This is a genomic window from Micromonospora sp. ZG13 (assembly GCF_059359355.1).
In genome coordinates this window covers 413,085-431,814 of the sequence record NZ_JCADBQ010000003.1, presented here as the reverse complement: position 1 = coordinate 431,814, position 18,730 = coordinate 413,085, and the positions used below count along the sequence as shown (strand labels likewise).

17 protein-coding genes are annotated in these 18,730 nt (G+C 74.5%); 7 read left to right on the top strand and 10 right to left on the bottom strand.

All coding sequences use genetic code 11. From position 1 onward, the window contains the following. The first annotated feature begins 1 nt into the window (after position 1). The 3 genes from AC5L34_RS09500 to AC5L34_RS09490 are packed head-to-tail and all read left to right on the top strand — an operon-like array spanning position 2 to position 2,754. On the top strand, positions 2–952 hold the full coding sequence (locus AC5L34_RS09500; RefSeq protein WP_494824493.1) for a hypothetical protein: 951 nt from the start codon (positions 2–4) through the stop codon (positions 950–952). A 37-nt stretch (positions 953–989) separates the two neighbouring features. Then, positions 990–1,733, top strand: a complete 744-nt coding sequence (locus AC5L34_RS09495) for an SCO6745 family protein (protein WP_494824492.1) — start codon at positions 990–992, stop codon at positions 1,731–1,733. A 58-nt stretch (positions 1,734–1,791) separates the two neighbouring features. Beyond that, positions 1,792–2,754 (top strand): GNAT family N-acetyltransferase, encoded by a 963-nt coding sequence (locus tag AC5L34_RS09490; RefSeq protein ID WP_441174414.1) that lies wholly within the window; start codon positions 1,792–1,794, stop codon positions 2,752–2,754. A gap of 91 nt (positions 2,755–2,845) precedes the next feature. On the opposite strand, the gene AC5L34_RS09485 is transcribed toward AC5L34_RS09490, so the two are convergent. Beyond that, complete coding sequence (locus tag AC5L34_RS09485) at positions 2,846–3,301, bottom strand: gamma-glutamylcyclotransferase family protein (protein ID WP_357715684.1); 456 nt, start codon at positions 3,299–3,301, stop codon at positions 2,846–2,848. Positions 3,302–3,466: 165 nt separating this feature from the next. Here AC5L34_RS09485 and AC5L34_RS09480 point away from each other — a divergent pair, with 165 nt between their 5' ends. After that, a complete protein-coding gene (locus AC5L34_RS09480; protein WP_363626946.1) occupies positions 3,467–4,870 on the top strand; it encodes an NAD(P)H-quinone dehydrogenase in 1,404 nt (467 codons plus the stop codon). Here AC5L34_RS09480 and AC5L34_RS09475 read toward each other — a convergent pair. Beyond that, positions 4,848–5,468 carry a DUF998 domain-containing protein gene (locus tag AC5L34_RS09475; protein ID WP_494824489.1) on the bottom strand — a complete coding sequence of 207 codons (621 nt, stop codon included), beginning with the start codon at positions 5,466–5,468 and terminating at the stop codon, positions 4,848–4,850. The two genes, AC5L34_RS09480 and AC5L34_RS09475, sit on opposite strands and share 23 nt — an antisense overlap. Positions 5,469–5,563: 95 nt before the next feature. Beyond that, the gene (locus AC5L34_RS09470) at positions 5,564–6,214 is read right to left on the bottom strand and encodes a DedA family protein (RefSeq protein ID WP_441174412.1); all 651 of its coding nucleotides are present in this window, start codon (positions 6,212–6,214) and stop codon (positions 5,564–5,566) included. Between the two features lie 514 nt (positions 6,215–6,728). Between AC5L34_RS09470 and thrS the strand changes: the two genes are divergently transcribed. Further along, entirely contained in the window at positions 6,729–7,961 is a 1,233-nt protein-coding gene (gene thrS / locus AC5L34_RS09465) for a threonine--tRNA ligase (RefSeq protein ID WP_494824664.1), read from the top strand. A 59-nt stretch (positions 7,962–8,020) separates the two neighbouring features. On the opposite strand, the gene AC5L34_RS09460 is transcribed toward thrS, so the two are convergent. From AC5L34_RS09460 to AC5L34_RS09445, 4 genes are all read right to left on the bottom strand, one after another. Further along, positions 8,021–10,060 (bottom strand): ABC transporter ATP-binding protein, encoded by a 2,040-nt coding sequence (locus tag AC5L34_RS09460; protein WP_358165441.1) that lies wholly within the window; start codon positions 10,058–10,060, stop codon positions 8,021–8,023. Positions 10,061–10,136: 76 nt separating this feature from the next. Further along, a complete protein-coding gene (locus AC5L34_RS09455; RefSeq protein WP_494824486.1) occupies positions 10,137–11,870 on the bottom strand; it encodes an ABC transporter ATP-binding protein in 1,734 nt (577 codons plus the stop codon). Beyond that, complete coding sequence (locus AC5L34_RS09450; protein WP_250101518.1) at positions 11,864–12,328, bottom strand: MarR family winged helix-turn-helix transcriptional regulator; 465 nt, start codon at positions 12,326–12,328, stop codon at positions 11,864–11,866. The genes AC5L34_RS09455 and AC5L34_RS09450 overlap by 7 nt, the downstream gene beginning before the upstream one ends. Positions 12,329–12,353: 25 nt before the next feature. Further along, positions 12,354–12,800, bottom strand: coding sequence for a DoxX family protein (locus AC5L34_RS09445; RefSeq protein ID WP_441174410.1), 447 nt, complete (start codon positions 12,798–12,800; stop codon positions 12,354–12,356). 85 nt (positions 12,801–12,885) lie between these two features. On the opposite strand from AC5L34_RS09445, the gene AC5L34_RS09440 reads away from it, so the two are divergent. Then, positions 12,886–13,455 (top strand): TetR/AcrR family transcriptional regulator, encoded by a 570-nt coding sequence (locus AC5L34_RS09440; protein ID WP_494824483.1) that lies wholly within the window; start codon positions 12,886–12,888, stop codon positions 13,453–13,455. Positions 13,456–13,775: 320 nt separating this feature from the next. Here the strand turns inward: AC5L34_RS09440 and AC5L34_RS09435 are convergent, their stop codons facing one another. Beyond that, positions 13,776–15,215 (bottom strand): GuaB1 family IMP dehydrogenase-related protein, encoded by a 1,440-nt coding sequence (locus tag AC5L34_RS09435; protein ID WP_441174408.1) that lies wholly within the window; start codon positions 15,213–15,215, stop codon positions 13,776–13,778. Positions 15,216–15,292: 77 nt separating this feature from the next. Beyond that, the gene (locus tag AC5L34_RS09430) at positions 15,293–15,889 is read right to left on the bottom strand and encodes a LysE/ArgO family amino acid transporter (RefSeq protein ID WP_441174664.1); all 597 of its coding nucleotides are present in this window, start codon (positions 15,887–15,889) and stop codon (positions 15,293–15,295) included. A gap of 96 nt (positions 15,890–15,985) precedes the next feature. Between AC5L34_RS09430 and AC5L34_RS09425 the strand changes: the two genes are divergently transcribed. Continuing rightward, positions 15,986–16,873, top strand: a complete 888-nt coding sequence (locus AC5L34_RS09425; RefSeq protein ID WP_358165744.1) for a LysR family transcriptional regulator ArgP — start codon at positions 15,986–15,988, stop codon at positions 16,871–16,873. A gap of 70 nt (positions 16,874–16,943) precedes the next feature. Here AC5L34_RS09425 and AC5L34_RS09420 read toward each other — a convergent pair whose 3' ends face one another. After that, a complete protein-coding gene (locus AC5L34_RS09420; RefSeq protein WP_441174407.1) occupies positions 16,944–18,695 on the bottom strand; it encodes an acetyl/propionyl/methylcrotonyl-CoA carboxylase subunit alpha in 1,752 nt (583 codons plus the stop codon). Positions 18,696–18,730: the final 35 nt, after the last annotated feature.

Below are 18,730 nucleotides of genomic sequence, written 5' to 3'. Positions count from 1 at the left end.
GATGCCCGGCCCGTCCCGAGAGCTGGTGCACCGGCTCTACACCACCGCGCCGGACCGGTTCGTCGCGATCCGCGACGAGGCGGTCGCCGAGGCCCGCCGCGCCGGCGACCCGAAGGGCGCGCGGGAGATCGCCCGGCTGCGCCGGCCCACCGTGGCCGCCTGGCTGGTCAACCTGCTCGCCATCCGCCGCCCCGAGCTGGTCGCCGACCTGGCCGAGCTGGCCGAGGCGCTACGCACCGCCCAACGCGACCTGCGCGGGCCCCGGCTGCGGGAACTCTCCACCCAGCGGCGGGCGGTGGTCGGCGCGCTCGTCGCCGAGGTACGCAAGCTCGCGGCCGGGGCGGAGGGGGCCCCGTCGGCCGGGAAGCTGCCGCTGGCCGAGGTGGAGGCCACCCTCAACGCGGCGCTCGCCGACACCGACGTCGCCGAGCAGGTCCGCTCCGGCCGGCTGCTGAAGGCCGCCACCTACGCCGGCTTCGGGGAGGTGCCCCGGCCGCAGTTGCGGCTGGTGACCGGCGGGGAGGAGCCGGAACCGGCACCCCGGCCCGAGCCGGGCGGGAAGCAGCGGCGCGACGCCGACCGGTCCGCGCTCCGCGCCGATCAGGCGGATCGGGCCGCCCGGGCGGAGCGGGCACGCCGTCGGCGGGCGTTGGAGAAGGAGCTGGCGAGGGCGCGTACCGATCAGGAACGGGCCGAGGCGGAGCTGGCGGGCGCGACGGCGGCCGAGCGCGACGGCGTCGCCGCCCTGGACGCCATCGAGGCGGAACTGGCCGAGCTGGAGCGCCGCCGGGCCGTCGCCGAGCAGGACCTGAGCCGGGCGAGGCTGGCGCGGCGCGGGGCGGAGCGGACCGTGACCGCCGCCCGCCGCCGCGCCGGCGAGGTGGAGGCGGCGGTGGAGGCGCTCGACGCCGAGGAGGGGGATGCCGAGTCGGACGCCGGCGCGGCAGACTGACCCTTGTGGACGGACGGGGCGACCGGGGAGTGTGCGGATGACGCCGGAACAGGTGGCGGCGGCCAGCAAGCCGGTCGTGCTGGAACTCGGTGACCTCTTCACCCGCTGCCCGACCACCCTGCGCCGGGCGCGGTTGCTCGGCATCTCCGGCTGGGCGTTCTACGTCACCGGGCGGGCCGGCGCCCTCGGGGACGTCCGCGCGGAGACGGTCGCCGCCGCCCTCGGCTTCCTGGCGCCCGACGCGGTCGCCGACGGCTGGGACGCGGCCCGGCGGGTCGTCCCGCCGGTCGAGGTGGCCGCCGCCACCCTGGCCGAGTGCTGCCGGTGGGGCGAGGAGCGGCTCGACCAGCTTTCCGGGGTGAGCCGGCTCGCCGCCCTGCTCGGCCGCGCCGTCGACGCCGCGGACGCCAGCGGCATGCCGCTCTTCGCCGCCTGGCGGGCCATGCCGGTGCCGGTCCGCACGGCCGGCGCCCGGGCGGCCGCCGGCCTGCGTCTGCTCCGGGAGCACTTCGCCGGCGCGCACCTGATCGCGGTCCGGGCCAGCGGGATGACGCCGCTGGAGGCCGTGCTCGCCGGCCCGGAGGGCGAGGCTGGCGCGGTCGCCTGCGGCTGGCCGCCGCCGTACCCTCCGGTCGGGCCGCTGGTCCGGCGGCGGCTCTGGGCCCAGGCGGTGACCGACCGGCTGGCCGCGCCGGCCTTCGCGGCGCTCGGCCCGGCGGACGGCGCCGAGCTGGTGGAGCTGCTCACCGTGACCCGGGCCCACCTGGCCGACGCGGGCTGAGCCGCCGCGGCCGGAAATTCGGCGGCGCTTCGGCGGCCCGGCTGTCAGGATCGCCTCCGTGACTCTCCCCGCCGGTTGGCAGGCCCGCCGACCCACCCTCGACGACGTACCGGCGATCCTGGCGGTGGTGCACGCCGCCGACACCTTCACCCTCGGCTACCCGGACTTCACCGCCGAGGACGTGCGTGACGCGCTGACCGCGCCGAACGTCGACCCGGAACGGGACTCCTGGGTGGTGGCCGAGCCGGACGGCACGCTGGTGGCGTGGGCGATGCTGGACAACCCGGGCGGGGTGGGTCGGGAGTTCGTCGACGTCTTCGTCGACCCGGAGCGGGGCGCCGCGGTGCGGGCGTCGCTGTTGGCCCGGCAGCTGGACCGGGTGGCCGGGCGGGCCGCCGAGCGCGGTCTGCCGGCCCTGACGGTACGCAGCCCCGCGTACCCGCCCGAGCGGCGGTGGGCCGAGGAACTGGTCGACGCGGGATTCGGCTTCGTCAAGCGTTACCAGGTCATGAGCCGGTCGCTGGCGGGGCTGCCCGCCGAGCCGCCGGCACCCTCGGCGGGGGTGACGGTCCGTCCGCTGCGCCCCGGCGACGAGTCGGATCTGCGTGACTTCCACCGGATCTACGACACCTCCTTCTGCGACATCCCCGACTACGAGCCGCTCGGCTTCGACCTGTGGCGGACCCGGATCGGGGCCGACCCGGCCTGGGACGAGTGGTTCGTCGCCGAGGTCGACGGGGAGCCGGCGGGCATCCTCCAGTCGTCCGACCAGGGGCTCGACCGGAACGAGGGTTGGGTCAAGAACCTCGCCGTGCTGCCCGGGCAGCGGCGCCGGGGCGTGGGCGCGGCCCTGCTGCACCACGCGTTCGCCCGGTACGCGGCGAAGGGCCGGGCCTCCGCCGGCCTCGGGGTGGACCTGACGAACCCGACCGCCCCGCTCTCGCTCTACCGGTCGGTGGGGCTTGGCGAGGTGCGCTGGGTCGACATGTACGAGCTGGTGGTCCCAGCCGCCGGTGTGTGATTGACGACGCCGGCCGGGGCCGGCTGGAGGCTCCGCCCGGCACCGGAGCAGACTGGGGGCCGTGGGATACGCGCTGGGCCGACGAGAGGCGTCAGGCCGACGCGGTGCCGGTGGGGCGGGACCGCAGCTCGGTGACGTAGTCGTCCGGCGCGCCCGCCTTCTCGGCGGCGTTCGCGATCTCCGAGAGGTACCACGCCGTGGGCAGCCCGCCCTCGTACCCGTCGAAGACGTAGATCCACGCGGTCACGTCGCCGTCGAGGGTGGAGACGCGTACGTGCAGCTTGCGGTAGGTGCCGGCGGCCACCCCCTCGAGCTCGTCGAGCTGGGCGGCGTCGTACGGGTGGATGTCGTAGATCGCCACGAACACCCGGTCACCGGGGGACTCGACGACCGTGCTGACCGCGCCCTCCCAGCCGATCACGTCCTCGCCCGCGAAGGTGAGCCGCCAGCCCTCCAGCCAGCCGGTGCCCACCATCGGCGAATGCGGGCAGTAGGCGCGCATGCGGGCGGGGTCGAGGTTTGAGCCGTAGGCGGCGTGATGACGCACGGCGATGACGATAGCCCGCCCGCGGGGTGGGGGAGAATACGACAGAGCGTGTCGGACGCGTTCGGGAGAAGAAAGTCACTGTGAGCATTGGTCGGGGGCGGGCACGGTGAGCGCGAGGAGTGCAGCGGAGCGGAGCCCCGCAGCCGCGAACGAGAGGATGGCACTGTGAGCCGGATCGTGATCATCGGCGGTGGACCGGCCGGCTACGAGGCGGCCCTGGTCGCCGCGCAGTTGGACGCTGATGTCACCGTCGTGGAGGCCGAGGGCGCCGGCGGGGCCTGCGTGCTGTCCGACTGCGTACCGTCGAAGACCTTCATCGCCAGCTCCGAGGTGGTCACCGGCTACCGGGACACCGAGGAGTTCGGGGTGCACTCCGACGGGCTGGAGGCCGTCACCGTCGACGCCAGCGCGGTGCACGAGCGGGTCAAGCGCCTCGCGCTCGCCCAGTCCGCCGACATCCACGCCAAGCTGGTCAAGGCCGGGGTGACCTTCGTGCCGGGCACCGCCCGCCTCGGCGAGGACACCCTCGGCCACACCCACCGGGTGCTCGTCACCCCGACCGACGGCGGCGAGGAGCAGTCGATCGCCGCGTCGACCGTGCTGATCGCCACCGGCGCCACCCCGCGCCAGCTGCCCACCGCCGTCCCCGACGGCGAGCGCATCCTGACCTGGCGCCAGGTGTACGACCTGCCGGAGCTGCCCGAGCACCTGATCGTGGTCGGCTCCGGCGTCACCGGCGCGGAGTTCGCCAGCGCCTACCTGGCCATGGGCGTGCAGGTGACCCTGGTCTCCAGCCGCGACCGGGTGATGCCGCACGAGGACGCCGACGCGGCGATGGCGATCGAGCGGGTCTTCCGCAACCGGGGCATGAGCATCCTGAACAACTCGCGGGCGGACGCGGTCCGGCGTACCGCCGACGGGGTGGAGGTCGAACTCTCCGACGGCCGCCGGGTGGCCGGCTCCCACGCCCTGATCGCGGTCGGCTCCATCCCCAACACCGCCGACCTGGGCCTCGCCGAGTACGGAGTCGCGCTGGCCCGGGGCGGCTACGTCACCGTCGACCGGGTCTCCCGGACCAACGTGCCCGGCATCTACGCCGCCGGTGACTGCACGGGCGTGCTGCCCCTGGCCAGCGTGGCCGCCATGCAGGGCCGGATCGCGATGTGGCACGCGCTCGGCGAGGCGGTCCGGCCGCTGCGGCTGCGTACCGTCGCGGCTAACGTGTTCACCGACCCGGAGCTGGCCACCGTGGGCGTCTCGCAGGACGAGGTCGACGCGGGCAAGGTGCCGGCCCGGCAGGTGATGCTGGCGCTGGACGGCAACGCCCGGGCGAAGATGGACGACCTCGCCGACGGCTTCGTCAAGCTCTTCTGCCGTCCGGCCAGCGGCCAGGTGATCGGCGGCGTCGTGGTGGCGCCGAAGGCCAGCGAGCTGATCCTGCCGATCACCATGGCGGTGGAGAACAACCTCACGGTCAACGAGCTGGCTCAGACGATCACGATCTACCCGAGCCTCTCGGGCTCCATCACCGAGGCCGCCCGCCAGCTCATGCTGCACGAGCTGGAGTGACCCGGCGGAGCAGGGCGACCGCGACGACGACGAGCATGGCGACCTCGGTGAGGATGAGCAGCCGCTCGACCAGGCCGAGCAGCAGCCGGTCGCCGGGGTAGGCCGACCAGATCATCGCCGCCGCCAGCGCCACGCTGGCCGTGGCGAGGCCGCGTACCCGGCGGCCGGCGGCTCCGGGCAGGCGTCGGGCGAGCAGCCAGCCGGCGACCGGCAGCGCCAGGAAGGCGACCACGGAGGCGTACCGGTGGACGTAGGCGGCGGCGTCCATGGGCAGGCCGGGCTGGTTCGTCGGCACCACGGCGGCCAGCAGCAGCCCGCCGACCCAGGCGGCCAGCAGCGCCTCGGCGGCCCGCTTCGGCCCGGCGTCGGACGGCCGGTGGGCGCGCCACAGGGCGGGCAGGAGCACGGCGGTGGCCGCCGCGAGCACCACCATGGCGGCGTCGATCACGCCGCCCCGGTCGGAGACGGCGAAGTCGCTGACGGTCAGCGCCCACGGGTCCAGGTCCTCGTTCACCTCGACGTGGCCGATCACGGCGAGCAGCGCCGCCAGGGCGATCCCGCCGAGGGCCAGCAGTCCACTGTTCCGGGTTCCGGGCATGGCTCAGCCTGTCGCGGAAGGAACCCCAGACGGATCCGGGCGCCCCACCGAGACCGATGCCCGGGACCGCCCCTAGGCGGTGCCGGCGCGGCCGGTCACTCCGCCCCGGGCCCGTCCCTTCGGGCCGTGACGACGACCGGCACCACCGCCACCGGCTCGGCGGCCCGCCGGGCGCCGACGACGGTCATCGCCCAGCCCGCCGCCGCGAAGCCGGCCGCCGCGAGCCCCGCGATCAGCGCCAGCCGCCACGCCGACTCGGTGAGCGCCGTCCCGCCGAGGTGCCCGACCAGCCCGCCGTAGGTGGCCCAGCCGATCGCCGCCAGGCCCTCGTAGAGCACGAAGAGCCGGTACGGGTACCGGCTGCGGCCGGCCGAGAAGCAGGCCGCCATCCGGCCGCCCGGCACGAAGCGGCAGAGCAGGATCACGAGCGGCCCGGGCCGGCGCAGCCCCCGGGTGACCCGGTTGGCGACCCGCCGGGCCCGGCCCCGCTGCACGTCGCGCGGTGCCCGGCGGTCCGGGGCGCCCCGCCCGAGCAGGTAGCAGGCCAGGTCCCCGACGAAGACGCCGAGCGCGCCGACGGCGATGGTCACCGGCAGGTTCAGCCCGCCGTACACGGTGAGGGCGCCACCCGTGATCATGACGACCTGGGTGGGGATCACCGGGACGAAGGCGTCCGCGACCAGCAGCGCGAGCAGTGCGACGTACGCCCAGGCCGGCGACGCGATCTCAGTGAGTAGTTCGGGCACGACTGCCACCTCGCCGGACGGGGCCGATTGCGGGTACCGAGCCTGACTGGTCGTCCGACGTCACGGGGCACGACCCTGGCTCCTGGTGACCACCGACACGGCAGGGCCACCGGGCGCAACGAGCGGACACCGCCGGAGGTGACGGATGCGGGTGCCGTCGAGGGTCGGCGGATCGCAGCGGCCCGGCGTACCGTTGTCGGCGCGCGGCCCCACGACCGTCGGGTCCCCCGTTTCCGATGGTGCGGCCGCCGCGGGCCGCCGGCAGGTCCCGTGCCGGCGGCCCACCCACGTCCCGCCCGGCGCGCCGACCCGCGCCTTCCCGGACCGCCCGGAAAATCCGGCTGCGGCCGCCAAGGGCGGGGGCGTACCGTCGCCGCATGCGCAGTGCGGTATCCACCACGACGCCGGGAGACCCCGGCGCGCCGCACTGACCTGACCGTCGACGAGGCCCCGGGGCGATCCGCCCCGGGGCCTCGTGGCGTCCGGTGACCGGGTCGCCTCCGGGTCGCACCCGATCAAGGAGCGCGACATGATCGACCACCGCAGGCTCGGCCGGGAGCTGGAGCTGTTCGACTCCGACCCGCTGGCCGGCGCCGGGCTGCCGCTCTGGCTGCCGGCGGGCGCGGCCGCCCGGCACGCCGTCGAGGAGTACGTCCGCGAGCTGGAACGCCGGGCCGGCTACCGGCACGTCGTCACCCCGCCGCTGGGCAGGCGGGAACTCTTCGAACGCTCCGGCCACCTCGGCTACTTCGCCGAGGACATGTTCCCGCCGATGGCGCTCGGCGCCGACGACGAGTTCGTGCTGCGCCCGGCGCTCTGCCCGCACCACGCCCTCGTGTTCCGGGCCCGGGGCCGCTCCTACCGGGAGCTGCCGCTGCGCATCGCCGAGCTGGGCGGCATGTACCGGGCCGAGCGCTCGGGGGTGCTCGGCGGGCTGTCCCGGGTGCGGGCCATCTCGCTCAACGACGCGCACAACTTCTGCGCCCTGGAACAGGTGGGCGAGGAGGTCGCCGAGATCCTGCGGCTCATCCGCGAGGCGCACGCCGCGCTCGGCGTACGGCCGGCGGGGTTCCGGCTGTCGCTGCGCGGTCCGGGGGAGAGGTACGTCGGGGACGACGCCGGCTGGGCGCGGGCCGAGGAGCTGCTGCGCGCCGCGCTCGACGGGGTGGAGTTCACCGAGGCGCCGGGGGAGGCCGCGTTCTACGGGCCGAAGATCGACGTCCAGGTGCGCGACGCCGCCGGGCGGGAGTTCACCCTCTCCACCGTCCAGCTCGACTTCGACAAGCCGGAGCGGTTCGACCTGTCGTACACCGACGCGTCCGGGGCGCGGCGTCGACCCGTGATGGTGCACCGCAGCCTCGTCGGCAGCATGGAGCGGCTCTTCGCGTACCTGATCGAGGTGCACGAGGGCGCCTTCCCCGCCTGGTACGCCCCGGTGCAGCTCGTGGTGCTGCCCGTCGGGGACGGCCAGGCCGACGCGGCGGCCCGGCTCGCCCGCGACGCGCTGGCCGCGGGGCTGCGCGTCGAGGTCGACGGGGCCGGGTCGCTGGGCTCCCGCATCCGCGACGCGGCCCGGGCCCGGGTCCCGTACGCCGCCGTCCTCGGCCCCCGCGAGGCGGCCGAGGGGGCGGTGTCGCTGCGGTTGCACGGCGGCCGGGCCCTGGACCCGATGCCCGCCGCCGACGCCCTGCGGCTGATCGGCGCGGTGGTGGCCGACCGCGCCCCGACCCTGCTGCCGGCCGGCTGAGCCCCCGTCCGGCCCCGACCCCGTCGGCCGCCCGCCCCGCGCCACCGGCGGCCCGCCCCTCACCGGGTGGACCCCTCGACCAGCGCGGGCTCGGGCTCGGGCTGCGGGTCGGGGTCGGGCTGGACGGCGGCGGTGAACTGCGACCGGTACAGGCGGTGGTACGCGCCCTGCGCGGCGAGCAGTTGGTCGTGCGTGCCCTGCTCCACGATCCGGCCGTCCTCCATCATCAGGATCAGGTCGGCGTCGCGGATGGTGGAGAGCCGGTGCGCGATGACGAAGCTAGTCCGGTCCGAGCGCAGGGCGGCCATGGCCCGCTGGAGCAGCACCTCGGTGCGGGTGTCCACCGAGCTGGTCGCCTCGTCAAGGATCAGCAGCGACGGCTCGGCGAGGAAGGCGCGGGCGATCGTGATGAGCTGCTTCTCGCCGGCGCTGACGTTGCTGCCCTCCTCGTCGATCACCGTGTCGTAGCCGTCGGGCAGGCTGCGGACGAACCGGTCGACGAACGTCGCCCGGGCGGCGGCCACGATCTCCTCCTCGCTCGCCCCGGGGCGGCCGTACGCGATGTTGTCGCGGATGGTGCCCCCGAAGAGCCACGTCTCCTGGAGCACCATCCCGATCCGGCCGCGCAGGTCGTCGCGGCGCATCGTGGTGACGTCCACCCCGTCGAGCGTGATCCGGCCGGCGTCCAGCTCGTAGAAGCGCATGACCAGGTTGACCAGCGTGGTCTTGCCGGCCCCGGTCGGCCCGACGATGGCCACCGTGTGGCCGGGCTCGGCGACCAGGGAGAGGTCCTCGATCAGCGGCTTGTCCGGGGTGTACCGGAAGGAGACGTTCGAGAACTCGACCCGGCCGCGCGGGTCGCGTACCCGGGCCGGCTCGACCGGGTCGGGGCTCTGCTCCTCGGCGTCGAGCACGGCGAAGACCCGCTCGGCGGAGGCCACCCCGGACTGGAGCAGGTTCGCCATCGAGGCGACCTGGGTGAGTGGCTGGGTGAACTGCCGGGAGTACTGGATGAACGCCTGCACGTCGCCGAGGCTCATCGACCCCGACGCCACCCGCAGGCCGCCCACCACGGCGATCGCCACGTAGCTGAGGTTCCCGACGAACATCATCGCCGGCATGATGATCCCGGAGACGAACTGGGCGCCGAAGCTCGCCCGGAACAGCTCCTCGTTCTTCGCGGTGAAGGCGGCCTCCACCTCGCGCTGGCGGCCGAAGACCTTGACCAGCTCGTGGCCGGTGAACGCCTCCTCGATCTGACCGTTCAGCTCGCCGGTGTGCGTCCACTGGGCGATGAACTGCTGCTGCGACCGCTTGGCGATGCTGGTGGTGACGACCACCGAGACCGGGACCGCGACCAGGGCCACCAGGGCGAGCAGCGGCGAGATCCAGAACATCATGGCCAGCACGCCCACCACGGTGAGCAGCGAGGTGAGCAGCTGGCTCAGCGTCTGCTGGAGGCTGGTCGAGATGTTGTCGATGTCGTTGGTGACCCGGCTGAGCAGCTCGCCCCGGGGCTGCCGGTCGAAGTAGGGCAGCGGCAGCCGGTTGAGCTTGTCCTCCACGTCGGCGCGCAGCCGCAGCACGGTGCGCTGCACCACCCCGTTGAGCAGCCACCCCTGCCACCACATCAGCAGGCTGGCCCCCACGAAGAGCCCCAGCGCCAGCAGCAGCACGCGCGCCAGCGCGGCGAAGTCGATGCCCACGCCGGGCACCACGTCCATCCGGGCGAGCATGTCGGCGAAGTTGTCGTTGCCGGCCGCCCGCGCGGCGGCCACCGCCTGGTCGGCGGTGGTGCCCGCCGGCAGCTGCCGGCCGATCACCCCCGTGAAGATCAGGTCGGTGGCCCAGCCGAGCACCTTCGGCCCGATGACGCTGAGCGCCACGCTGACCACCGCCAGGGCGATCACGGCGACGAGCTGGAGGCGTTGCGGGCGCAGCCGGCCCAGCAGCCGCCGGGCCGAGGGCCCGAAGTTCATCGACCGCTCGGCGGGCATCCCGGCCCCCGCCCACGGCGGCCCGCCGCGCTGTCCGCCGGGCGGCAGCCGTTTCGGCGTCCGCTCCTCGGCGGCCGGCTTCTGCTGCGGTACGGCGCTCATGCCGCCACCTCGCTTCGCTCGGTAGCGACATGAGGCGCCACGCTGCTGTGCCTGATGGTTCGCTCGCTCCGCTCGCTCACGCCGTCACCTCCGCCGTGTTCTGCGACGCCACGATCTCGGCGTACGTCGGACAGGTCCTCAACAGTTCGTCGTGTCGGCCGATGCCCACCACGCCCCCGTTCTCCAGCACGACGATCTGGTCGGCGCCGACGATGGTGGAGACCCGCTGCGCCACGATCACCACGGCGGCGTCCGCGGTGACGGGGCGCAGCGCCGCCCGCAGCCGCGCGTCCGTGCCGAGGTCGAGCGCGGAGAACGAGTCGTCGAAGAGGTAGATCTCCGGGCGTCGCACCAGGGCCCGCGCGATGGCCAGCCGCTGCCGCTGCCCGCCGGAGACGTTCGTGCCGCCCTGCGCGATGGACGACTCCAGCCCCTCGGGCATCGCGGCGACGAAGTCCCGCGCCTGGGCGATCTCCAGCGCGTCCCAGAGTTCCGCGTCGGTCGCGTCCGGGTTGCCGTAGCGCAGGTTGCTCGCCACCGTCCCGGTGAACAGGTACGGCCGCTGCGGCACCAGTCCGATCCGGCGCCACAGCGCGTCCGGCGCCAGGTCCCGTACGTCGACGCCGTCGACGAGCACCGCGCCGGCGGTCGCGTCGACCAGCCGGGGCACGAGCGACAGCAGGGTGGTCTTGCCCGCGCCGGTGCTGCCGATGACCGCCGTCGTCGTTCCCGGGGCCACCCGGAACGACACGTTGCGCAGCACCGGCTCGGCCGCGCCCGGGTACTGGAACCCGACGTCGCGCAGTTCCAACTCGCCGTGGGTCGTCACCTCGGTGACGGGCCGGGCGGCGGGCACCACGGAGGAGTCGGTGTCGAGTACCTCGACGATCCGCTCGGCGCAGACCGCCGCGCGCGGCACCATCATCAGCATGAAGGTGGCCATCATGACGGCCATCAGGATCTGCATCAGGTACTGGAGGAAGGCGGTCAGCGAGCCGACCTGGATCGCCCCGGCGTCCACCCGCTCGGCGCCGAACCAGAGCACGGCGACGCTGGAGACGTTGAGCACCAGCATCACCACCGGGAAGATCAACGCCATCAGGCGGCCGATGCGCAGCGCGGTCGCGGTGAGGTCGGCGTTCGCCGTCGCGAAGCGCTCCGTCTCGTACGGCTCCCGGACGAACGCCCGCACCACCCGGATGCCGGTGATCTGCTCGCGCAGCACCCTGTTGACGGTGTCGATGCGGGTCTGCATGAGCCGGAAGCCCGGCACCATCCGCCGGATGATCAGCCACAGGGCGACGGCCAGCCCGGGCACGCTGACCAGCATCAGCCAGGAGAGCCCGACGTCCTCGCGCAGCGCCATCACCACGCCGCCGACGCTCATGATGGGTGCGGCGACGAGCATCGTGCAGCTCATCAGCACGAGCATCTGCACCTGCTGCACGTCGTTGGTGTTGCGGGTGATCAGCGAGGGCGCGCCGAACCGGGCGACCTCACGGGCGGAGAAGCGGTTGACGTGCCCGAAGATCGTCGAGCGGACGTCCCGGCCGAAGGCCATCGCGGTCCGCGCGCCGAGGTAGACGGCCGCGACCGAGCAGACGATCTGCACCAGGCTGACCGCGAGCATCCAGCCGCCGGTACGCAGGATGAAGGCGGTGTCGCCCCGGGCTACCCCCAGGTCGATGATGTCGGCGTTGAGGCTGGGCAGGTATAGCGACGCGATGGTGCCGACGAACTGGAGCAGCACCACCGCGGCCAGCGGCCGGTGGTACGGACGCAGGTGCGTACGCAGCAGCCGGGTCAGCATGCCAGGCCCCCTTCCGGGGTGGCCTGGTCGCCGTTGCCGATGACCTCGAGGAGGAACTCGCGGATCACCGCCGCCTTCGCCGGGTCGGCGTCCACCGAGGTGAGCGGGGCGCCGGAGCGGATCATGGCGGTCACCGCCTCGACGCGGGCCCGACCGGCCGTCGTGATCGCGATCTTGACGCTGCGTCGGTCGGTCGTGTCGCGCTGCCGCTCGACGAGGCCGTCGCGCACGAGGGTGTCGACGATGCCGGTCAGGGTGGCCGGCCGGACGAAGCAGCGCTCGGCAACCGTGCGGTGCGGCAGTTCGCCGTGCTCGGCGAGGGTCATCAGGGTGACCATCCCGGCCTGGGTGAGGCCGTGCGCCTCGGCGAGATAGCGGTTCCACCGTTGCCCGGTGACGTGCCCGGCGACCACGAGCAGCCGCGCGAGGGGCACGTCCCGCAGCTCTGTCAGATGCATGGGAAGCAGGTTAGCTCCCTGAACGTCAGGCCCCAAACCAAATAGCGGCCGCCGCGCCGACGAAGAGGATCTGCTCCGCCGTGCGCGGGCCGAGGGGGGTCGCCGGCCGGCCGGCGAGGGTCAGCCCGCGCCGGACCGCCGAGACGTTCGCCGGGAACATGGCCAGCATCAACAGCGCGAGACCGCCCGCGGCCCAGCGGGCGGTCGCGGGCACCAGCAGCCCGACCGCGCCCACCAGTTCCAGCACCCCGGTGAGCGTGACCAGCAGGTCGGGCCGGGGCAGGCCGGGCGGCACCATCGCGATCATGTCCCTGCGGTACGCCGGGGCGAAGTGCGCCACCCCGGTCACCACGAACATCAGCGCCAGTCCCACCCGCAGCGCGGGGTGCCAGCCGTCGAGGGCGGCCACGCCGACCAGCCCGGCCAGCCGGGCTAGTACGGTGCCGGTCACGAGAGCGACGAGCGGAGCCATCAGTACCTCCTCGAAGGGGAAACTTGTCGCCGGCAAGATTGCCTCTCGGAGTATCAACTTGTCAATGACAAGATAGGATCCTGACATGACCGGAACGCGCGGCTACCATCACGGGGACCTACGTCGTGCCCTGCTCACCGCAGCAGTACGGGTGATCGAGGAATCCGGCCCCGCGGCACTGAGCCTGCGCGACCTCGCCCGCCGCGCCGGTGTCTCGCACGCCGCCCCCGCACACCACTTCGGCGACAAGGCCGGGCTGCTCACCGCCCTCGCCGCCGAGGGCTTCCACCTGCTGGCCGAGGCGTTGCACGACGCCGGCGGCGACCTGCTCGACAGGGGCGTCGCGTACGTCGACTTCGCGGTCGGGCACCGCGCGCACTTCGAGGTGATGTTCCGGCCGGACCTCTACCGCTCCGACGCGAAGGAACTGGTGGCGGCCCGCCAGCGGGCCGGCGACGCGCTGCACTCGGGCGTCGCCGGGCTGCCCGAGGGCCGCCCGACGGCGGAGGACCCGCTGGGCGACGCGCTCGCGGCCTGGTCCATCGTGCACGGCTTCGCCACGCTCTGGCTCTCGGGCGCGCTGCCGCCCCGGGTCGGCGACGACCCCCGCAAGGCGGCCCGCGAGGTGATCCACCGCCTCTTCCCGCAGCCCTGACGAGCCCTCTCGGGCGCAGCCGTGACGGAATCCGGATCCAGTCCGGTAGCCCCGTAGCCCGGGCGGCCGTGGCCCCGTGGCCTGATGGCCCCGTGGCCCGGGCGGCCGGATGGCTGGATGGCTGGATGGCCGTGCCGGTCCTGTCGAACTGATGTCGTAGACGATTCAGCTCGACAGGCGGCAGAGAGGTGGTCGGCCCGCGGCCGTGTCCGGTCCACCAGCCGGCCGCCAGCCGCCGGCTACCCGGCCGCCGGCAGCCGCTCGCCAGCCGGCAGCGCGAGCCGGCTGCGGTCCGCGAGGCCGTAGGCCGGGTGGCGGTGTCACCAGCTCGTGGGCAGCGGCATCCCCTCGGTGTAGCCGGCCGTGCTCTGCACGCCGACCAGGGCCCGTTCGTGGAACTCTGCGAGGTCGCGCGCGCCCGCGTAGGTGAAGGCGCTGCGTACCCCCGCGATGATCTCGTCGATCAGGTCCTCCACGCCCGGGCGGGCCGGGTCCAGGTACATCCGCGCCGAGGAGATGCCCTCCTCGAAGACCGCCTTGCGGGCCCGGTCGTACGCGCTGTCGTCGGCCGTGCGCGCGCTGACCGCCCGTGCCGAGGCCATGCCGAAGCTTTCCTTGTAGCGCCGGCCGTCGGCGTCGGTGTAGAGGTCGCCGGGGGACTCGTACGTGCCGGCGAACCAGGAGCCGATCATCACGTTCGAGGCCCCGGCGGCCAGCGCCAGCGCCACGTCGCGCGGGTGGCGGACCCCGCCGTCGGCCCAGACGTGCCGGTTGAGCTGGCGGGCCGCGGCGGCACAGTCGAGCACGGCGGAGAACTGCGGCCGGCCCACCCCGGTCATCATCCGGGTGGTGCACATCGCACCCGGGCCGACGCCGACCTTGACGATGTCGGCGCCCGCCCGCACGAGGTCGCGTACGCCCTCGGCGGTCACCACGTTGCCGGCCGCGACCGGGACCGCCGGGTCCAGCGCCCGGACCGCCCGCAGGGCGCTGATCATCCGTTCCTGGTGGCCGTGCGCGGTGTCCACGACCAGCGTGTCCACCCCCGCCTCCAGCAGCGCCGCCGCCTTGCCGGTCACGTCGCCGTTGATGCCCACGGCGGCGGCGATCCGCAGCCGGCCCCGGTCGTCCACGGCCGGCCGGTAGAGGGTGGCCCGCAGCGCGCCCTGCCGGGTCAGCACCCCGACCAGGCGTCCCTCCGCGTCGACGACCGGGGCGAGCCGGCGCCGGCCCGCCGAGAGCCGGTCGAAGCCGGTACGCGGGTCCGCGTCCGCCGGCACGGTGTGCAGCTCGGTGGACATCACGTGCCGGAGCTGGGCGAAACGGTCCACGCTGATCGTGTCGGCCTCGGTCACCACGCCCACCGGCCGGCTCTCGTCGTCGATCACGACCACGGCGCCGTGCGACCGCTTCGGCAGCAGGTGGATCGCGTCGCCGACGGTGTCGGTCGGGCCCAGCGTGATGGCCGTGTCGTGCACCAGGTGCCGCCGCTTGACCCAGGCGACGACGTTCGCCACCACCTCGATGGGGATGTCCTGCGGGATGACCGCGATCGCGCCGCGCCGGGCGACCGTCTCGGCCATCCGGCGGCCGGCCACCGCCGTCATGTTCGACACCACCAGCGGGATGGTGGTGCCCGTACCGTCGGTGGTGGCCAGGTCGACGTCGAGCCGCGAGCCCACCTCGGAACGGGCGGGCGCCATGAAGACGTCGTTGTAGGTCAGGTCGTGCGCGGGAGCCGCGCCGTGAAGGAACCGCACGTCGCCATCATTCCCGCCCGCCGGCGCCCGCGCCCCCGGTGGTAGCCGAAAACACCCCGACCGGCAGGTCGGCGCCGTCAGCCGAACAGCAGGGTGGCCGCGACCGCCACCATCACGACGGCCACCGTGCCGTCGATGATCCGCCAGGCCACCGGGCGGGCCAGCACGGGCGCGAGCCGGTGGGCGGCGGCGCCGATGACCGTGAACCAGACCACGCTGGCCAGCGCGGCGCCCGCGCCGAAGACCCAGTGGTGCGGGTGCTGGCGGGCCACCCCGCCGAGCAGCAGCACGGTGTCGAGGTAGACGTGCGGGTTGAGGTAGGTGAACGCGAGACAGGCCAGCAGCGTCGCCCCGAGCGTGGCCGGCGGCCGGTCGGCGGGGGAGAGCGCGCCGGGGCGCAGCGCGCGGCGGGCGGCCAGCGCGGCGTACCCCAGCAGGAACGCGGCGCCGAACCACCGGACGGCGGTGAGGGCGGCGGGATGCTCGGCCGTGGCGCCGCCCATGCCGGCGATGCCGAGCGCGATCAGCAGCGCGTCGGACCCGGCGCAGACGGCGACGACCGGCAGGACGTGCTCGCGGCGCAGGCCCTGCCGCAGGACGAAGGCGTTCTGCGCGCCGATGGCGGCGATCAGCGCGATGGCGAGGGTGAAGCCGGCGGCGGCGGAGCCGGCCACGGAGCTGCTGAGGATGTCGGGCACGCACCGAGGCTACGAGCCGCACGGGATGCAGCCCAGCTAAGGATGCTCATGGCGGTTAAGCTCGGCTTCATCATGCTGGACACCACGCAGCTCCGGACGTTCGCGGCGGTGGTCCGCGAGGGCAGCTTCGAGGCGGCGGCGCGGTCCCTGCACGTCACCCCCTCGGCCGTCAGCCAGCGGATCAAGGCGCTGGAGCAGGCCGTCGGGCAGGTGCTCGTCCGGCGGACGAAGCCGTGCGGGGCCACGGACGCGGGTCGGCCGCTGCTGCGGCTGGCCGGGCAGGTCGCCCTGCTGGAACGCGAGGCGCTGGACGCCGCCCGGCCCGCCGTCGGCGGGCCCGTGCCCACCCGGGTGACGGTCGTGGCGAACGGGGACTCGCTGGGCACCTGGTTCGTCGGCGCGCTGGCGCGACTGCCGACCGAGTTGGCGCTCCTGTTCGACGTCCGCCGGGACGACGAGCACCACACCGCGGAGCTGGTCCGCGACGGCACGGCGATGGCCGCCGTGACCGCGCAGCGCGAGGCCGTGCAGGGCTGCCGGGTGGAGCGGCTGGGCGCCATGCGGTACGTCGCGCTGGCCGAGGCGGGGTTCGCAGCCCGGCACTTCCCCGACGGTCTCACCGAGGCCGCCCTCGCGTCCGCGCCGGCGATGGCGTTCGACCGCAAGGACCAGCTCCAGCAGCGGTTCGCCCGTACGGTCACCCGGCGCCGGTTCGACCCGCCGATCCACTACGTTCCGTCCTTCGACGGCTTCAACGAGGCGGTGCGGCTCGGGCTCGGCTGGGGGATGGTGCCGGAACGCGTCGCCCGCGCCGACATCGCCGCCGGGCGCTGCGTGGACCTCGGCGCCGGGCGGCACCTGGACCGCCCGTTGTACTGGCAGCACTGGCGGGTGGCATCCACCACGCTGGAGGCGTTGACGGCCGCTGTCCGGGCGGTGGCCGGCGCCGAGCTGCGCTGACGTCGAGCTGCGCTGACGCCGACCTCACCCGGTCTCCGCGGCGTGGGGCGCCCGGCGCCGGGGCGGCGGGTCAGGCGATGGTGCAGATCGCCGCGCCGGCGGTGATGACGGCGCCGACCTCGGCCGCGAGGCCGCTGACCGTACCCGCCTTGTGGGCGTGCAGCGGCTGCTCCATCTTCATCGCCTCCAGCACCACGACCAGGTCACCCTCGGCCACGGTGTCGCCGTCGGCGACCGCGATCTTGACGATGGTGCCCTGCATCGGGGAGGTGAGCGCGTCGCCGCTGACCGCGACGCCGGCCCTGGCTCCGCCGCCACGACGGGCCGGCTTGCGCGCGGCGGGCGCGGCGGTGGCCGTACCCCCGCCGAGGCCGGCGGGGAGGCTGACCTCCAGCCGCTTGCCGCCGACCTCGACCACGACGGTCTCGCGCTCGGCCGGCGCCTCGGCGGCGCCGGCGGCGGCGGTGAACGGCGGGACGGTGTTGTCGAACTCGGTCTCGATCCACCGGGTGTGCACGGCGAACGGCTCGGCGGTGAACGCCTCGTCCCGGACCACCAGCCGGTGGAACGGCAGCGCGGTGGCCATGCCCTCGACGACCATCTCGTCCAGGGCGCGGCGGGCCCGCTCCAGCGCCTCGGTACGCGTCTCGCCGGTGACGATCACCTTTGCCAGCAGCGAGTCGAAGTTGCCGCCGATCACGTCGCCGGCGGAGATGCCGGTGTCGACCCGGACGCCGGGACCGGTGGGCAGCCGCAGCGCGGTGACCGTGCCGGGGGCGGGCAGGAAGCTGCGGCCCGGGTCCTCGCCGTTGATCCGGAACTCGATCGAGTGCCCGCGCGGGGTCGGGTCCTCGGTGAGGCGCAGCTTCTCGCCGTCGGCGATGCGGAACTGCTCGCGCACCAGGTCGATGCCGGCGGTCTCCTCGGTGACCGGGTGCTCGACCTGGAGGCGGGTGTTGACCTCCAGGAAGGAGATGGTGCCGTCGGCGCCGACCAGGTATTCCACCGTGCCGGCGCCGTGGTAGCCCGCCTCCCGGCAGATCGCCTTGGCGCTGTCGTGGATCTGGGCGCGCTGCGCGTCGGTGAGGAACGGCGCGGGGGCCTCCTCGACGAGCTTCTGGTGCCGGCGCTGGAGCGAGCAGTCGCGCGTGCCGACCACGATCACGTTGCCGTGCTGGTCGGCCAGCACCTGTGCCTCGACGTGGCGGGGCTTGTCGAGGTAGCGCTCGACGAAGCACTCGCCCCGGCCGAACGCGGCGACCGCCTCGCGGGTGGCCGACTCGAACAGGTGCGGGATCTCCTCCATGGTGCGGGCGACCTTGAGCCCGCGCCCGCCGCCGCCGAAGGCGGCCTTGATGGCGACCGGCAGGCCGTGGTCGACGGCGAACGCCAGCACCTCGTCGGGGCCGCCGACCGGGTCGGGGGTGCCGGGCACCAGCGGCGCGCCGGCGCGCTGGGCGATGTGCCGGGCCGTCACCTTGTCGCCGAGGTCCCGGATCGCCTGCGGGGTGGGGCCGATCCAGGTCAGCCCGGCGTCGATGACGGCCTGGGCGAAGTCGGCGTTCTCGGAGAGGAAGCCGTAGCCGGGGTGCACCGCGTCGGCCCCGGCCTTCGCGGCGACCTCCAGCAGCTTGTCGATGCGCAGGTACGTCTCGGTGGCGGTGTCCCCGCCGAGCGCGTACGCCTCGTCGGCCAGCGTGGCGTGCAGGGCGTCCCGGTCGGAGTCGGCGTAGACGGCGACGCTGCCGAGGCCGGCGTCGCGGCAGGCGCGGATGACGCGGACGGCGATCTCGCCGCGGTTGGCGATGAGTACCTTGCGCACCTTGCTGGCTCCTCCCGGAGGGTCACTGACCGGGA

Excerpts from the sequence above, each read along its gene's own strand:
- AC5L34_RS09500 (WP_494824493.1), top strand. The coding sequence starts at position 2 with ATGCCCGGCCCGTCCCGAGAGCTGGTGCACCGGCTCTACACCACCGCG.
- AC5L34_RS09445 (WP_441174410.1), bottom strand. The coding sequence starts at position 12,800 with ATGGCTCCGCTCGTCGCTCTCGTGACCGGCACCGTACTAGCCCGGCTG.
- AC5L34_RS09425 (WP_358165744.1), top strand. The coding sequence starts at position 15,986 with ATGCTGGACACCACGCAGCTCCGGACGTTCGCGGCGGTGGTCCGCGAG.
- AC5L34_RS09450 (WP_250101518.1), bottom strand. The coding sequence starts at position 12,328 with ATGCATCTGACAGAGCTGCGGGACGTGCCCCTCGCGCGGCTGCTCGTG.
- AC5L34_RS09440 (WP_494824483.1), top strand. The coding sequence starts at position 12,886 with ATGACCGGAACGCGCGGCTACCATCACGGGGACCTACGTCGTGCCCTG.
- AC5L34_RS09495 (WP_494824492.1), top strand. The coding sequence starts at position 990 with ATGACGCCGGAACAGGTGGCGGCGGCCAGCAAGCCGGTCGTGCTGGAA.
- AC5L34_RS09460 (WP_358165441.1), bottom strand. The coding sequence starts at position 10,060 with ATGAGCGCCGTACCGCAGCAGAAGCCGGCCGCCGAGGAGCGGACGCCG.
- AC5L34_RS09475 (WP_494824489.1), bottom strand. The coding sequence starts at position 5,468 with ATGCCCGGAACCCGGAACAGTGGACTGCTGGCCCTCGGCGGGATCGCC.
- AC5L34_RS09455 (WP_494824486.1), bottom strand. The coding sequence starts at position 11,870 with ATGCTGACCCGGCTGCTGCGTACGCACCTGCGTCCGTACCACCGGCCG.